The 16,083-nt window shown below is 53.8% G+C and carries 11 protein-coding genes and 4 pseudogenes; 3 read left to right on the forward strand and 12 right to left on the reverse strand.

Annotated features, from left to right (window positions below; translation table 11 throughout):
* Nucleotides 1–27: 27 nt before the first annotated feature.
* The 10 genes and pseudogenes from VU18_RS13800 to VU18_RS13840 form a co-directional block, all read right to left on the reverse strand.
* A complete protein-coding gene (locus VU18_RS13800) occupies nucleotides 28–1,416 on the reverse strand; it encodes an O-antigen polymerase (protein WP_047758301.1) in 1,389 nt (462 codons plus the stop codon).
* 12 nt (nucleotides 1,417–1,428) lie between these two features.
* Entirely contained in the window at nucleotides 1,429–2,487 is a 1,059-nt protein-coding gene (wecB, locus tag VU18_RS13805; protein ID WP_011232632.1) for a non-hydrolyzing UDP-N-acetylglucosamine 2-epimerase, read from the reverse strand.
* A gap of 32 nt (nucleotides 2,488–2,519) precedes the next feature.
* A complete protein-coding gene (locus VU18_RS13810) occupies nucleotides 2,520–3,968 on the reverse strand; it encodes a lipopolysaccharide biosynthesis protein (protein ID WP_021321963.1) in 1,449 nt (482 codons plus the stop codon).
* A 1-nt stretch (nucleotide 3,969) separates the two neighbouring features.
* A complete protein-coding gene (locus tag VU18_RS13815) occupies nucleotides 3,970–4,701 on the reverse strand; it encodes an N-acetyltransferase (protein ID WP_011232634.1) in 732 nt (243 codons plus the stop codon).
* Between the two features lie 17 nt (nucleotides 4,702–4,718).
* Entirely contained in the window at nucleotides 4,719–6,032 is a 1,314-nt protein-coding gene (locus VU18_RS13820; RefSeq protein WP_020278880.1) for a nucleotide sugar dehydrogenase, read from the reverse strand.
* Nucleotides 6,033–6,047: 15 nt separating this feature from the next.
* Nucleotides 6,048–7,061, reverse strand: a complete 1,014-nt coding sequence (locus VU18_RS13825) for a Gfo/Idh/MocA family protein (RefSeq protein WP_021321962.1) — start codon at nucleotides 7,059–7,061, stop codon at nucleotides 6,048–6,050.
* Entirely contained in the window at nucleotides 7,058–7,807 is a 750-nt protein-coding gene (locus VU18_RS13830) for a lipopolysaccharide biosynthesis protein (protein WP_020278879.1), read from the reverse strand. The genes VU18_RS13825 and VU18_RS13830 overlap by 4 nt, the downstream gene beginning before the upstream one ends.
* A 106-nt stretch (nucleotides 7,808–7,913) precedes the next feature.
* Nucleotides 7,914–8,872 (reverse strand): DegT/DnrJ/EryC1/StrS aminotransferase family protein (locus VU18_RS13835; protein WP_236687411.1); only part of this gene is annotated, 959 nt, incomplete at its 5' end.
* A gap of 1 nt (nucleotide 8,873) precedes the next feature.
* A pseudogene (locus tag VU18_RS20575) lies at nucleotides 8,874–9,032 on the reverse strand (DegT/DnrJ/EryC1/StrS family aminotransferase); the annotation flags it as partial.
* Between the two features lie 235 nt (nucleotides 9,033–9,267).
* Complete coding sequence (locus VU18_RS13840; RefSeq protein WP_020278877.1) at nucleotides 9,268–10,350, reverse strand: glycosyltransferase family 4 protein; 1,083 nt, start codon at nucleotides 10,348–10,350, stop codon at nucleotides 9,268–9,270.
* Nucleotides 10,351–10,617: 267 nt separating this feature from the next.
* Between VU18_RS13840 and secA2 the strand changes: the two genes are divergently transcribed.
* The 3 genes and pseudogenes from secA2 to VU18_RS13850 form a co-directional block, all read left to right on the forward strand.
* Nucleotides 10,618–13,011 (forward strand): accessory Sec system translocase SecA2, encoded by a 2,394-nt coding sequence (gene secA2, locus VU18_RS13845; RefSeq protein ID WP_047758303.1) that lies wholly within the window; start codon nucleotides 10,618–10,620, stop codon nucleotides 13,009–13,011.
* Nucleotides 13,012–13,049: 38 nt separating this feature from the next.
* Nucleotides 13,050–13,152, forward strand: a pseudogene (locus tag VU18_RS20580) (accessory Sec system S-layer assembly protein); the annotation flags it as partial.
* Between the two features lies 1 nt (nucleotide 13,153).
* A pseudogene (locus VU18_RS13850) lies at nucleotides 13,154–13,943 on the forward strand (accessory Sec system S-layer assembly protein); the annotation flags it as partial.
* Between the two features lie 173 nt (nucleotides 13,944–14,116).
* On the opposite strand, the gene VU18_RS13855 reads toward VU18_RS13850, so the two are convergent.
* Complete coding sequence (locus tag VU18_RS13855) at nucleotides 14,117–15,529, reverse strand: S41 family peptidase (RefSeq protein ID WP_047758305.1); 1,413 nt, start codon at nucleotides 15,527–15,529, stop codon at nucleotides 14,117–14,119.
* An 80-nt stretch (nucleotides 15,530–15,609) separates the two neighbouring features.
* Nucleotides 15,610–16,073 (reverse strand): annotated as a pseudogene (locus tag VU18_RS13860) (hypothetical protein); the annotation flags it as partial.
* Nucleotides 16,074–16,083: the final 10 nt, after the last annotated feature.

The following is a 16,083-nucleotide window of genomic DNA, read 5'->3' on the forward strand; positions in this document are numbered from 1 at the left end:
GTAATAAATCAATACGGTTTTCATCATTCATCCCTCATCAGTGATTCGCCTTTTCGTTGCAAACCATGCCCGTAAATCCCCCTGCACCCGCAGCCATAACGCCATTCCGCCAAACAACGCCACGAGCAGCACCCAGGTCGGATTGAACAAAAAATCGGTGAACCCACCGACGAGCGTGCGGGGGATGTTAATGGAAAAATAAACGAACAAACTTAAAAACAAAGGATTTTTTGGCAGCCGTAGAAACCCAATGTACAACAGCTGCGTCACGACAGCGACATACAGCGTGCCGATGACGATTCCAACGTAGCCAAAGTTCGCATACGCCTCAGCGACAAAGAGCGTATTGAGCACCCCTCCCGTTCCATCCTCGATCCGCTCCGGGAACACGTGCGCCATCACGAGGCGGGCGGAGCGGACGTTCTCGACGTCAAACAACCCTGTTAAAATCGAGGGCAAGCTTTTTCCATAAAGAAATGGCAGCGCTTCGCCGAACAAATTCAAATGAAGAAACGTCGGCGCGATTTGCGCCAAAATCATGCGGCCGATCGGGCCCTTGTTGTAAGACAAAAAGGTCGTGGCATCTTGCACCCCTTGAATGACGATGTACATGCCGACGAGCACCGCCGCCCCCACTCCCCCATACAGCGCCAGTTTCACCGCCGACAGCCTTGTTTTTCCAATGTAAATGCGAATGAGGAAAAACATCATCACATAAAAGAAAATCGGCGATTTGGCCAAATCATACACATTGACGAACACCGCCCCGACAAACAGACAGATAAACAGCTGCTTCCACCGCCACTCGTGCGTCAGCTCGGCAAACAAATAAGCGATAAACGACAAAAGCGGCGTGAGCGTAATGGCAAAAATATTGCGAACGAGCACGTTTCCGGCAAAATGGCGCGACGCCTCAATGCGCAACGCAGCCAAGCTCTCATCCGTCCCTGTCAAGAGCGCAAACACCGGAATCGTCGGCGTTTTCCAAATCATATACGCAATGGCGGCAAAACTGAGCAGCGACAGCGCCAAAAACGCATAAAACACTTGGCTGCCCGTCGCTCCGGCCAACGGGGAAAGCGGCTTTTGCAAATAGGCGCGAAACTCCTGCCTGGCTTCAAATCCGCACAGCCTTGAAACGACCACCATCGACAGCGGGAACACGATCATAACGAAGCTGACGACGAAAAACCCGATCTGCCGGTATTCCTCGGGCCGAAACAACTTGCGAATCATGTAGTAATCATCCATTCCCAATGCGATCAGCAGCGCGCCGATGAAGCTCGACAGAAGGAACGAGTAATAGTACACAATCGACACGAGATTCGGCGCCGTCCATGAAAGCGTCCCCGCTGCATAGCGAAACATCAAGGTGGAGGCGACAAGAACAATCAACCAGATCAACACGTCCAACATGCCGACGCACCCTTATCGCTGTCCGATCGCCGCCACGATTTTCTCCGCCGCATGCCCATCGCCAAAGACGTCCGCATAAACAGGGGCGACTTCCTTGTGGACCGCCGCGACGATCTTCTCGCGGTCCGTGCCGGTTAAGATGTTCGCCCCGCCTTTGAGCGTTTCCACCCATTCGGTTTGTTCGCGCACCGTCACGCAAGGCACGCGCAAGAAATACGCCTCCTTTTGCACGCCGCCTGAATCGGTGATGATTTTTTTCGCGCCGCTCTCTAGCCGAAGCATGTCCAAATAACCGACCGGATCGATCAGCCGAAGCCCTGGAATCGCCGAAGCGTCCAAGCCGTACTCTTCAAGCTTATGCCGCGTCCGCGGATGAATCGGCCACACTTTCGTCCCGTCGATGTCCGCAAAAGCAGCCAAAATGGCTTTCAATTTGTCGGGGTCATCGGTATTTTCCGCTCGGTGAATGGTAATCAAGTAGTAGGATTGTTCCGCCAGCGACAAATCAGCCAAAATCGTCGATTGGCGCTGTGCGAGCTCCTTGTTGTACAAAATGGCGTCATACATGACGTCGCCGACATTCCAGACGTTTCGCGTAATATTTTCTTTTCGTAAATTTTCCACGGCCGTCTCCGTTGGACAAAATAAGAGCTCGGAGACATGATCGGTCATGATGCGGTTGATTTCTTCCGGCATCTGCTTGTTGAAGCTGCGCAGCCCGGCTTCGACGTGGATGACCGGAATGTGCAACTTCGAAGCGACCAACGCGCCGGCGAGCGTCGAGTTCGTATCGCCATAGACGAGCACATAATCCGGTTTTTCTTGCATGACAATTTCTTCAATTTTCATCAGCATTTCGCCCGTTTGCTTTCCATGGCTGCCTGAACCCACCCCAAGATAGTAGTCAGGCGTCGGAATATTCAACTCCTCAAAAAAAATGGCCGACATATTCGGGTCATAGTGTTGCCCGGTATGGATCAGCACTTCGGTATATTGTTTTCGCAAGACGCGCGAGACGGGGGCAGCCTTGATAAACTGCGGTCTGGCGCCTAACACGGTGGCGATTTTCATCCGAAACACCTCCTAGATCAGATGAGCGGTTATCAAGTATTTTGCGCATTTTCATCCTCGATCGTGCGCACCGGACGGCGCAAATCACGATCAACCCGGCTGGCAAAGAGCGTGGCGGCAAACAAGCCCCAACCAGCGAGCACCCAGCCGTCAGCAAGCGGCGCCTGCTGAACGTAGACGATGACGATGAGGGCGAGCAATGTGCCGACCAAAACCAAAGCCATCTTTTTCCATGACACTGGCACAGGATACACTTGCTGGCTTTTGCGAAAAATGAAAGCCACAGCGACAATATACGTAATGAGGCTGGCCGCGACCGCCCCCCAGCTGAGCCAAAGCGGCACCAAAACGGCGTTCAACGCAAGATGAAGAAGCGCCGCTAGCGTGAACACCCGTGAAATATAGCCGGTTTCCTTTGTCAAAAACAAGCCGGTGGAAACAATCAGATAATAAAAGTTCAAAAACGTGACGGCCGATAAAAACGGGATATAGGACGCTGCATCGCGATATTCCGGTTTGAAAAAGGTTTCCACAAGCCACGGGCTCGCCGTGGCGATCAAAAGCAGCCCAAACGCTCCAATGAGCAAAAGCGCCATATACACTTTCGCAAACAGCGCACGGCTTTCCGGCCGGTCTTTCATCGACATCGAATACGGACGCCACGCCATCTGCACGCCGCTCGTGATGAGCGTGATCACGGTCGCGAGACGCAAGGCAACCCCAAACACCCCGACTTCCTCCAACGACGCAAACCGTTGGATGAAAAACGTGCTGACGTTGGCGATCACCCAAAAGGCGAGCGAAGTCGGCACGAGCGGGGCGGCGTAGGCAAGCAGCTCCTTTAACACGTCAAAGCGCACGCGCCACACCATATACTTTACGGTCAAATGCAGCATCAACAAAAACACGAGCGCGCTGCTCACGAGCCGGCCGATGAGCAGCCCTTCCGGCGTCGCCGCGAACCACCGGAGCGCCGCATACGACAGCACAGAGACAAGCAGCATTTTCACGAGCGTCCAAATCACGACTTTTTTCGTCTGAAATTCAAACCGCAGCACCGTCGTCGCCATGACGAAAATCGTATCGAGCAGCAACGTCGCGATACTGATGTACAGCAAATCGACATAGCGAGGTTCTTGAAACAGCGCGCCTGCGATCCACGGACCGGCCAAAACGACAGCCAAAAATAAGATGGCGACGACAAACAGCCGGAAGTACATGACGTTGCGCACATACAAAAGGCGCTTCTCTTTGTCGTCCGTGTCGTAATAGTAAAAAGAGAGCGCCGAATCCGTACCGAAAATGACGAGAAATGTCAGCATCGACGTCCATTGGTCGATCAAGTAGACCGCCCCGTACTGCGCCTTTGACAAATAGCTTGTATAAATCGGCAGCATCAAAAAGGCAATCAGCTTCGTGCCGACGTTCATAAACGCGTAAAGGAGCGAATCCGCTCCTAAACGCTTGAATGCCGAGAACAATTTATAACAACTCCCGCTCGTCGACCATTTTGCTGAAGCGCGCCGGGAATCCTTTCACGACCGTCCTCGGTTCCGTATCTTTTGTGACGAGCGCCCCAGCGGCGACAAACGTCTCTTCCGCCACCGTCACGCCCGGCAGCAAAATCGCTCCGCCTCCGACGCGCGCCCCGCGCTTGACGGTCGCCCCTTTGATTTTGGCGAACCGTTCTTCCGTCCGCCCCATGTAGTTGTCATTGGTCGTCGTGACGCACGGGGCGATGAACACATGGTCTTCGAGCGTCGTGTAGGCCGTGATGTAGGAGTTTGACTGGATTTTCGTCCGATCGCCGATTTGGACGTGGTTTTCGACGCACACCCCGCGCCCGACGATCACATATTGGCCGATGTGCACGTTTTCGCGCACGCTCGCCAAATCAGCGATCAATGTGTAGGCGCCGATCGTCGCGCCTCGATAGATGACGGCGTTGGCGCCGATCGTGCAATGGTCGCCGATGACAAGCGGCGGCAGCTCGCCCGACAGCTTGACGGTGCTCGTTTTCGCCGGCTTCGGCGGTTTGCCGAGCACCGCTCCGTCGGCGATCGTCACGCCGTCGCCGATGACGGTTCCTTCGTGAATCGTGACGCGATGTCCGATTTTAACGTCGTTTCCGATTTTTACATTCGCCTCGATGACAGTGAAATGGCCCATTTCGACACGTTCACCGCAAACAACAGAGGGATCGACAACGTTCATGGTTTCGTCTCCTTCGCTTACAATTTGACGTATTTTGCCGGTTTCGACACATCTTTCATAGCATTGCGTGTGTCAAACACGACCCGGCTGTGACGAGCGACCATTTCATAGTCGATGTTGGAATGATCCGTCGTAATCAAGACAAGATCTGACTGTGCAAGCAGTTCCGGCGTCAGCTCGACCGTCTCAATCACCCGGTTGCACGCCCGGAACGACGGAACATACGGGTCGACGACCGCAAATTCCGCTCCGTATTGCTCGAGCAGCTCGACGATTTTCAACACTGGCGATTCGCGCACATCATCAATGTCTTTTTTGTAGGCGACGCCGAGCACCGTCACTTTCGAACCGCGCAGCGCCTTCCCTTCTTCGTTCAAAATGAGCATCGCGCGGTTGACGACATATTCCGGCATTGCGTTGTTGATTTCTCCGGCCAGCTCGATCAAGCGCGTATGGTAGTTGTATTCGCGCGCCTTCCATGTCAAATAAAACGGGTCGATTGGAATGCAATGGCCGCCAAGCCCCGGCCCCGGATAAAACGCCATAAATCCGTACGGCTTCGTTTTCGCTGCATCGATGACTTCCCAGACATCAATGCCCATCCGTTCGCACAAAATGGCCATTTCGTTCGCTAACGCAATGTTGATATGGCGAAACGTGTTTTCAAAAATTTTCTCCATTTCCGCCACCGCCGGACTCGACACTTCGTGCACATCGCCTTCAAGCACGGCTCGATACATGGCCGCTGCCACTTTCGTGCACGTCTTTGTCACGCCGCCGACGACTTTCGGCGTATTTTTCGTCTTAAACTGCTTGTTGCCCGGGTCAACCCGCTCCGGCGAATAGGCAACGAACACCGTTTCCCCGACGACGAGCCCCTTTTTCTCCAGCGCCGGTTTCACGATTTCTTCCGTCGTGCCTGGATAGGTGGTCGATTCCAAAACGACAAGCATCCCTTCATGGGCGTATTTGGCGACTTCGTTTGCCGAGTTTTCAACGTAGGACGTATCCGGCTGGTGATGCGCATCGAGCGGGGTCGGCACCGCGATCGCCACGGCATCGACTTCCGCGATCCGGGCGTAATCGGTCGTCGCCACAAGCCGCCCTTGTTTGACCATCTCATGCAAATCTTCATCGACGACATCGCCGATGTAGTTGATCCCATTGTTCACTTGATCGACGCGGCTTTGTTGGATGTCAAAGCCAATGACATGAAACCCTGCTTTTGCTTTTTCGACTGCCAGCGGCAGCCCGACGTAGCCAAGCCCGACCACGCCGATGACCGCGTCGCGTTTCTCAAACTTTTGCAACAGCCGTTCCGCGTAGTTCATTCCTCTCATTCCTTTCTACTCAGATAGTTGCACTCTTGTCCCCGTTTCCGCCGAACGCAAAATCGCTTCGATCAGCCGAACAGGAGCCAATCCGTCCCAACCAGTGACGATCGGCTCGCGGTTTTCGCGAATCGCTTGCACCATATCTTCAATGATCCATTGGTGCCCCGGCTTGCCAAACGGGTCGGCGTTGATCTCATCGATGAGCTTTGCCCGTTCTTCCTCGCTGACGCCTTCCGCTTCCCACGTTTCGATAAAGTTGGCCGTCCGGCCGCCGATTTTCACTGATGCCGTTTCGCCGAAAATGGCGATCGATTCCTCCAAGTTTTGCGGATAAATCGTCGTCGCTGCCTCAATGACGCCAAGCGCCCCGCTTTCAAACTCGACGACCGCCGCCGCGACATCTTCCGTCTCAATCTTGCGCAGACGGGTCGCCGCCATCGCTTGCACCGCCTTGACCGGCCCCATCAGCCAAAGCAGCAAATCCAAATTGTGAATGGCTTGATTCATCAGGACGCCGCCGTCAAACTCTTTCGTCCCCCGCCACGCCGCCTGGTCATAATAGGCTTGATTTCGATTCCAGCGCACCGTGGCGTTCGCATGGCTCAGTTTTCCGAACATCCCGCGCTCCATCGCCTCTTTCAGCTTCCGAATAGCCGGACGAAAGCGGTTCGGATGAACGACCGCGAGCTTCACGTCGTATTCTTTCACCGCGCGGATCATCTCTTCGGCGTCGCTCACACGGAGCGCCATCGGCTTTTCCACAATGATATGACGGCGATAGCGGGCCGCCAGCTTGGCCAGCCGCGCGTGCAATCCAGACGGAACACAAATGTTGACGACATCGATCTGTTCGTTCTCCTTCAACATCGTCTCCATATCAGTGTAAACAGGAACGTCCGACACGTCGCGCAAACGTTCCGGATTCGTGTCGCACACTGCCGCCAGCTCGGCGCCGTCCGCCTTTTCAATGGCATCGATATGTTTTTTGGCGATATGCCCCATGCCGACAATGGCAAAACGGATCATGAAGAATAGTACCTCCTCGCGTCCAATATATACTTCCAAAGCACGAGCCAAACGACCGTCAAAAACAGGCCGAGGACAAGGCCGACGGCCATCAGCTGCCCCGTATACGTTTTCGATTTCGCCACCGTTTCCGACAACACGGCCGGTTTTTCGTAAAAGACAAGATTGCCGCGGATGCGATTGACGCGCTCCATCACTTCGGTCAAGTTGTTTTCCGACTCGACCAACAAGTCGCTGATGTCATTGAGCTGTTCTGGATTCAAGCGGCCCGACTGTATTTGTTCGCTATAATAATCGACTTTTTGCTGCAATGCGCGCTCCCGTTCTTCCAGCGCATGCAAGTATTTCGTGGTGACATCAATCCGCTCTTGCGAATGGCGCTTGAGCTCCTGACTGTATTCCGACACAACAAGCTTCAATTCTCGACTCACGTCTTGTTCATCGTCGCCTTTGACAGTGATTTGCACGTACTGTTCCTCAGGAACGACGACATCCAAGTTTTTCACCTCAGGAAACTTCGCTTCTATATTTTTCGGATCCGTCAACTCTTTTACGTCAATCGATCCGGTAAACACGACAGCTTTCCCCGTATACTTCTCCCCCTGCAGCAAAAACCGCCCTGCGATGACGGTCAAAACGATCGTTGCAAGCGGAACGAGAAGAAACCACCATTTTCGCTGCCAAAAAAAGCGCAAATATTCGTATAGCACAAACGGTCGTTTTTCCGCCGTCAATCCGGCCACCATCCCTTATCATAAAATAACAAAGTGTTGTGAACAAAACAAATGATCCAACGCCAAAGAAAACGCCATTGCTGTGCGCAAGTGACGTCTCCTTTGGCCGGTTGGACGATCAAGCGGAATGACGGTAAAATTCCGCAATTTTCTCCACGACGTACTGTTGCTGCTCCTCTTTCAGCTCTGGGAACATCGGCAGCGACAGCGCTTCTTTCGCCGCTTTTTCCGCCTCCGGCAACTGCCCTTCCTTATACCCGAGCGAAGCAAACACCGGTTGCAAATGCAGCGGCAGCGGATAGTACACCATCGTCGCGATCCCTTGTTCTTTCAAAAACGCTTGCAGCTCGTCTCGCTTCGGCGCTCGAATCGTGTATTGATGGAACACATGATAGCGCCCATCGACTTCTTTCGGCGTCACAACAAGGTCGCCGACCGCCTCCTCGAGCAGGCGCGTATACGTCGCCGCATGCTTGCGCCGCTGTTCCGTCCACCGATCCAGATGCGGGAATTTGACGCTTAAAATCGCCGCTTGCATCTCATCAAGGCGGCTGTTGTAGCCAAGTACATGATGGTAATATTTCGGCTTGCTGCCATGAACGCGGATGACCCGGCATTTTTCCGCCAGTTCGTCATCGTTCGTAATGATCATGCCGCCATCCCCGTAGGCGCCCAAGTTTTTCGTCGGGAAGAAACTGTACGTCGCCGCCGTCCCAAGCTCGCCGACGCATTTCCCGTTGTATTTCGCGCCGATCGCCTGGGCGGCGTCCTCGATGACAACCAATCCATGCCGCTTGGCAATCGCGGCGATCGCCTCCATATCCGCCATTTGCCCGTACAAATGCACCGGGATGATGGCTTTCGTTTTCTCCGTCACCGCCGCTTCAATTTGCGCCGGATCGATGTTGAACGTCACCGGATCGATATCGACAAACACCGGTTTGGCGCCGGCCCGCGCAATCGATCCTGCCGTCGCGAAAAAGGTGAACGCCGTTGTGATGACTTCATCGCCCGGCCCGACGCCGGCCGCTTGCAAAGCAATATGTATCGCATCGCTTCCGTTGCCGCAGCCGATTCNGTGTTTCGCCCGGCTGTAGGCAGCAATATCTGCTTCTAGCTTTTTGACATAATCTCCTAAAATAAAGCGAGAGGAGCGCATCACTTCATCCAATACGCGCATGATCTCCGGCTTCAATTGTTCATACTGTTCGCTTAAATCCAACATTGGCACGTTCATCGCAAGTTCCTCCAAATCCAAAAAATATATAGAATAAACATGTTTAGTTTATCACATTTGCGTCAATATATAATGACAGTTTTGTGGCAATCTTGGCCTTGCCGCAAAAAAAATCAGCGAAGGAACGGCAGAAGCTGCATAAACAACGAAAAAGAAGGGTATAATTTTCCAAAGAAGGGTAATTCCTGAAAAAAGCCGTTTGTCCCTTTCATGACACAAACGGCCCATTTGCTATTTATCGGTCATTTCCGTATACTTTTCGGCTTCCCCGAAGCAGCTTGCGAATAAAGGTCATAAACGGCTTGTACTGATCATTGACCAAGCCGATCAGTTCAGCAAGCAGTTCCCCGAAGACGATCAAGGCAAAGACGATGAGAATGGACTGCCATAACGTCGAGGCGGAGAACAAAATCGCGCTGATGGCAAACATCAGGCCAAACGCATAAATGAGCAAGACCGTGTTGCGATGCGAAAAGCCGAGAGCCAGCAGTCGATGATGAAGATGCGACTTATCCGGCGCCGAGATCGGCCTTTTATTCACAATGCGGCGAATAATGGCAAATGTCGTATCGAAAATCGGCACGCCCAAAATGATCACCGGAACGACGAAGCTGAAGAGCGTCACGCTTTTGTAAAGCCCTAGCACCGACAGGACGGAAATGGCATAACCTAAAAACAACGCGCCGGTATCCCCCATGAAAATTTTCGCCGGGTGGAAGTTGTAAAACAAGAAAGCGATGACGCTGCCCAAGATGATCAAGCAGAGCGTGAAAATGAGCATTTTGCCCGCCATGCCCGCCATGACGGCAATGGCCGCAATTCCAATGGCGGAAATGCCTGCGGACAATCCGTCCAACCCGTCGATCAAGTTGATGGCGTTCGTAATCGCGATAATCCAAAATATGGTGATCGGGTAGCTCCACAGCCCCAACTCAAACGTGCCGACAAACGGGACAGTCAAAAGATCGACCTTCAGCCCGGAAGCGACAACGACGAACGCCGCCAGCAGCTGGCCGGCCAGCTTCACTTTTGGCGACAGCTCGTACAAATCGTCGAGCATCCCGACGAGCACGATGATGATGGCGCCGACCGTCATCCCCGTCACTTGCTCTTTATACACCCCGCCGACAAAATAGCCGACGGCGACACCGATAAAAATGGCCAATCCGCCAAGCCTTGGCATGACTTTTGTATGCACTTTTCTCCCGTTCGGCCGATCGACCGCCCCAATTTTGATGGCGAGCTTGATCACGAACGGGGTGATGACCAATACTGTAATAAACGAAGCCAAACATGCGGCAAATGCTTCCATATTCATGTGCAATCACCTTGGCCTTATAAAATCGCGGAAACACACATCATCTTTATGTTACCATATACGATGAGTAAATCAATCTTTTTTTACACCCCTTTTTTGTCCCCAAGGATGGAAAATTTCTTTTTCCCTTGCCGCGAGAAGCTCGAGCGCCAATCCGGCGAACGATTCCACATTTTACATCCTCCCTCCACAGGAAACATCTTGTGCTATAATTAGGTTTTAGAGCACTTGATGTGAATCACGCCTGTCTAGGAGAGGAATGGACATATGTTTGCAAAAGTAAAGCAACTATTTGACGAAAGCGCGCGAGAAGTGCAGCGTCTTGCCAAGCTGGCGGCGCAAATCAATGAATGGGAACCAACCATTTCTTCGCTGAGCGATGAACAACTGCGCCAAAAAACGGTTGTCTTCAAAGAACGGCTCGAACGCGGTGAGACGCTCGATGACATAAAAACCGAGGCGTTTGCCGTCGTCCGGGAGGCGGCGCGGCGCGTGCTCGGTCTGCGCCATTACGACGTGCAACTGATGGGCGGATTGGCGATGCATGAAGGAAACATCGCCGAAATGCAGACCGGGGAAGGAAAGACGTTGGCGGCCACTTTGCCAAGCTACTTGCACGCCCTCCTTGGAAAAGGCGTCCACATTATTACGGCCAACGAATATTTGGCGCGCCGGGACTGCGAACAAATGGGCCGTGTGTTCCGCTTTCTCGGCTTAACCGTCGGCCTGAATGTGTCGCAAATGACGGCCAGCGAGAAAAAAGAAGCGTACGCGGCCGACATCACGTACGGCACCGGCACCGAGTTCGGCTTTGATTATTTGCGCGACAACATGGTGTACCGCCTCGAAGATAAAGTGCAGCGCCCGCTGTATTACGCCATCATCGATGAAATCGACAGCATTTTAATCGACGAAGCGCGCACCCCGCTCATCATCGCCAATAAATCGGGAATCGGAGCCGAATTGTTCCCGATTATGGCACGCATCGTCCGCACCTTCGAAGAAGGAAAAGAGTATGAACGGTCTCCGGAGACGAAACAAATTTTCCTCACCGAAGAAGGGGCGCAAAAAATCGAGCGGGCGTTTGGCATCGATAACCTATACGACTGGGAGCATCACGTGCTGCTCCATCATGCGATGCAGTCGCTGCGCGCTTGGTTTATCATGCGGCGGGATGTCGATTACATCGTCAAAAACGGCAAAGTGATGATCGTTGACCCGTTCACCGGCCGGGTGATGGAAGGACGCTCGTTCAGCGACGGCCTGCATCAAGCGATTGAAGCGAAAGAAGGTGTGGAAATCACCGAAGAAAACGACATCCAAGCAACGATTACGATCCAAAACTATTTTCGCATGTATGAGAAGCTGGCCGGGATGACCGGCAGCGCTACGCCGTCGAAAGAAGAATTTTGGCAAACGTACCGGCTGCGCGTTATTACGATTCCGACAAACCGGCCATCCCGACGCACCGACTGGGACGACCTCGTCTACCAGACGTACGAGGCGAAAGTACGGAAAATTATTGACGAAGTGAAAAAAATGAATGCCATCGGCCGCCCTGTTCTCATCGGCACGACATCGGTCGCTCAGTCGGAACGGTTGTCAGCAGCGTTTTCGAAAGCAGGCATCCCTCACCACCTGCTCAATGCCAAAACGGAGGAAGAAGAGGCGCGCATCATCGCGACCGCCGGGCAAAAAGGGCAAGTGATGATCGCCACCAATATGGCCGGGCGCGGGACCGATATTTTGCTTGGGGAAGGCGTCAAGGAACTGGGCGGGCTGCACATCATTGGCACAGAGCGCCATGAAAGCCATCGCATTGATATGCAGCTGCGCGGCCGGGCAGGACGCCAAGGGGATCCGGGGTCTTCCCAGTTTATCATTTCGCTCGACGACGATTTATTCCGCTTGTATGATCAAGATGAATTGAAAAAATGGAAAAGCAAAGTCGAGACGGATGAAACCGGGCGCATCGTGTCGCCCGACCCGATCAAGTTCGTCCAAAAAGTGCAAACAACGATCGAAAACGCCCATTATTCGGCGCGATTGCATTTATTGAAATTGGACACCGTGATCGACCAACAAAGCAAAGTCATCTACCATATGCGCGATCGCGTCTTGGCGCTGAAGCAAGCAGAGGTGCTGTCCGAGCTCCTTCGGCACATCCATCGCCATATCACGCAAACGATCGACCGTTATTGTCCGGAAAACGTCTTTTTTGAAGAGTGGAACATCGAAGGACTGCACAACGAGCTGCGCCGTGCCTTTTTCCGGTTTGCCTATCCGATTGATGATCTTCGCCATAAGCAAAAAGAAGAAATCGCCCAGCTTGTTTGGGACGAATACAAATCGCTTGAAGCGGCGCTCGCCGATCTTCCGTGCGACGAAGAACAAACCATGCGGCTTAAGCATTTGATGGTCGAAACAATCGACGCCCACTGGATTCGCCACTTAAATCAACTGAATTTATTAAAAGAGGGGATTCATTTGCGCAGCTACGGCCAAGAGGATCCGTACCGCGCCTTTGAAATGGACGCCTACCGCGAATTCGTCGCGCTGCAGCAAGCGATCGACGCCGGCATTTGCACGACAGCCATGAACTATTTGAAAAGCCAGTTTGTCATCGATGACGAAGCGGCCGCCGCCGCGAACAAACCATAACCGCGGCGCAGCACGCCGCCTCGTAAAGGAGGTTCCCTATGATTTTCCGACGAAAACAACGCACGCAACCGGAAGCCGAGCTGCCGGCGCAACATGTCAAACAGCCGGAGGTCGGAACGAAAACGACGCTGTCGTTTCATCNGGACTGGCAGCTGTCTCCGGAAGAAACGTACGTCTATCGCTTTTACCACGAACAGCTGCCGCCGCTTCAGCCAAACCAAATTTCCATTTCCGGCGTCAAGCTGGTCGAATACAACGATGGGTTTGTCGCTGTCGCCATTTTGCGCAACACGCTGCCGAAGCCGGTTCGCTTTGAACGAATCCGCCTGTTGCTGCTTGACGAGGATGGCACGGCGATCGCCCGCAAAGAGTTTGATATGAGCCCTTTCGGCGAACTGCCGCCGATGACGGCCCGCCCGTGGCGGTTTTTGTTCGCCGCCGAGGACAAGCTCGTCGATCAGTTGCCCGCAGATGGATGGAAGATCGCCTTTGAACTGACACCGCGGCATCGGCTCGACCTAGAGGAAAGCTGGGAGCAGGCGCTGTCGGCCAAGCAGCGCCAACAGCTGCAAGCCCTCGTTGACTCGGTTCCGCCTCCCGCTCCCGGAGAGGTGAACTTCATGGGCATTGAAGCGAAACAGCTGCCTTCCGGTGAACTAGGCGTCACGTTGCTCATTCGCAACGGCAGCGACAAACATATCCATTTTGAACAAATCCCGCTTGAAGTGCGGGATCATGCTGGCGATATCGTCGCCCGCGGATTATTTCCCTGCCATCTGGAAGTGAAAGCTCACACCAGCAAACCATGGACGTTCCTCTTCCCACCGGAATTGCTGCACAAAGCAGAACCGGATTGGACGTCCTGGAAGGTGACAATCCCATCCTCCCCGGCACAGAGCGAAAAGCAAGAAACGCCGTCAAGCGACGAGTAACCTGCAAAAAGCTGGCCCCCATGGTCGCCAAACGACCGATGGAGGCCAGCTTTCTTTGCATCGTTCCGTTCAAAACGACCGCGCTCCCGCTGTCGGCCGCGCCTTAGTCGAAGCAGCCGAACTTTGCACCATCAAGAGCAGACGGCTATCCAACGCATCTCGATGGGAGAGCCTTATTTCGTAGAAGCAGCGGTTTGAATCTCCATGTAAGCGCCTTTTTTCATCGCTACGCCGTCTTTGCTTTTTAACACCGGCGGAATGACCAACAAATAGCTCTGCCCTTTGGCCAGCTTCGCTGCCGGTTTGATCAAAAGCTCCGTCCCCCGGCGGATTTGCGCCGTCACCGCTACTTCCTGTCCACCTAATTGATACAATTTTACTCCGCTTACCGCGGTATTGGCGAGCGGACGAGAGAAACGGACGACAAACGTCTTATCGACCGGCGCATTGCGCAGCTTGCCGAGCGACTGATACCCTTTCAGCTGCCCAATCAGCAAATCGCGGTGAGCGGCATACAGCTCTTTCCCAACGACCGTCGGCACATCCGGCTTCACCCCAACGTGATGAATCGGCGTCCCTTTTGGCGAGAAAAAGTGGGCGACGGTCAACTTCAACATGCTGCCGTCCGACAGCTCAAACATTTCCTGCATCGATCCTTTGCCAAACGTCCGTTGCCCATACAAAACGGCCGCCTTTTGCTCCTTCACCGCCGCCGCCAACATTTCCGACGCGCTCGCGCTCGACGCGTTGACAAGCAGCCGGATCGGACCCGCCATTTGCACCGGCTGTTTGACAGCGGCATACACTTCTGGGTGATTCGAACGGTCGCGCAACTGAAACGCCTGTTTCACATTCGGGAAAAAGCCGGCGATTTGCTGCGCCGTTTCCACATATCCCCCCGGATTGTCGCGGAGGTCAAAAATCCACCCTTTCACCCCGCTTAACGAGCGAATGGCGCGTTCGATCTCACCAGGCGCTGTCTCATCAAAACTATATAGCTGAATATAGCCGATATTCCCTGCCAGCCGTTTGAACTCAACGTTCAGCCAGTCGATTTTTTCCCGCTTGATGGTGACGCTGACGGTTTCCTCGGTCGACGGCCGCCAAACGGTTACGGCCACCGTCGTTCCTTCTTCCCCTGCAATCAAGCTCAATACTTTTTCCATTGTCTCATTCGTTACCGGCTGCCCGTCAACAGCCTGAATCACATCGCCCGGCTGCAGTCCGGCGCGGGCGGCTGGCCCATTGTCCAAGACAGACATGATGTGGACGCCGTCCTCATCTTCCTCAATCATCACGCCGATGCCGACAGACTCCATATCGATCCACTTCAAAAATTCCTCGTATTCTTCCTTTGTCATATAGGCAGAATACGGGTCAAGCTGTTTGACAATATCTTGCGGGGTGCTCGCCTTCAGCACTTGATCGCTCACCGGTTCCACATAATACTGGCGGACAATTTCCCGCACTTCTTCGAGCACCTTCGTTGACGCCGGAGCCGTCGCCGCCTCCGCCGGCGGACTCCAAACCGAAAATGAAGCCGCAAGCAACATAAGAGCCGCCGCCCATCGCTGAATCACATTCATATCCGTCTCTCCTCTCCCGACATGCGCCGGTTTATTCGATATCGACATCTAAGACAACCGGCGCTTTAAAATCATCGATNTACACCGCCAGCTGCTTGCGCGTCGCCGCATCCACCACGTTTGGCAGCCACCGGTCGCAAAGCGACAGCAACCGCTCCGCCCGCGCGATATCCCCTTCATCATACGCATCAAGCAGCTTGTCCATGGCTTGCATAATATTGATGGCATAATACGCGCGCTGCTTGACAGCCAAAGCCGGGCGTTGAAACCATCCTTCCATCTTTTCGCGAAGCGACACTCCCGGAACGCGGCCAATGAGAATCGCCGTTTTGCGAATTTGGTATTGCAACGGGGCATAGGAATCATACACGACATCCACATCCCCCGTCCGCAGCGCCCGGTCGACGTTGGCCGTCAAGGTGCGCAATCGCTCCCCGCTTTCGACCGCGCTGATATAGGCGGAAGCCTTTTTCATCGTCTGTTCTCCGGCCGCGATCCGTTTTTCCAACTGCGCCCTTGCCGTTTGTGGACGCACGCGCGCCACTTCTTTTTTT

The sequence above is a fragment of the Geobacillus sp. ZGt-1 genome (assembly GCF_001026865.1).
In the GTDB taxonomy this organism is placed as follows: domain Bacteria; phylum Bacillota; class Bacilli; order Bacillales; family Anoxybacillaceae; genus Geobacillus; species Geobacillus thermoleovorans.

Excerpts from the sequence above, each read along its gene's own strand:
- VU18_RS13800 (WP_047758301.1), bottom strand. The coding sequence starts at position 1,416 with ATGTTGGACGTGTTGATCTGGTTGATTGTTCTTGTCGCCTCCACCTTG.
- wecB (WP_011232632.1), bottom strand. The coding sequence starts at position 2,487 with ATGAAAATCGCCACCGTGTTAGGCGCCAGACCGCAGTTTATCAAGGCT.
- VU18_RS13815 (WP_011232634.1), bottom strand. The coding sequence starts at position 4,701 with ATGAACGTTGTCGATCCCTCTGTTGTTTGCGGTGAACGTGTCGAAATG.
- VU18_RS13820 (WP_020278880.1), bottom strand. The coding sequence starts at position 6,032 with ATGAACTACGCGGAACGGCTGTTGCAAAAGTTTGAGAAACGCGACGCG.
- VU18_RS13825 (WP_021321962.1), bottom strand. The coding sequence starts at position 7,061 with ATGATCCGTTTTGCCATTGTCGGCATGGGGCATATCGCCAAAAAACAT.
- VU18_RS13830 (WP_020278879.1), bottom strand. The coding sequence starts at position 7,807 with ATGGTGGCCGGATTGACGGCGGAAAAACGACCGTTTGTGCTATACGAA.
- VU18_RS13840 (WP_020278877.1), bottom strand. The coding sequence starts at position 10,350 with ATGAATATGGAAGCATTTGCCGCATGTTTGGCTTCGTTTATTACAGTA.
- secA2 (WP_047758303.1), top strand. The coding sequence starts at position 10,618 with ATGTTTGCAAAAGTAAAGCAACTATTTGACGAAAGCGCGCGAGAAGTG.
- VU18_RS13855 (WP_047758305.1), bottom strand. The coding sequence starts at position 15,529 with ATGAATGTGATTCAGCGATGGGCGGCGGCTCTTATGTTGCTTGCGGCT.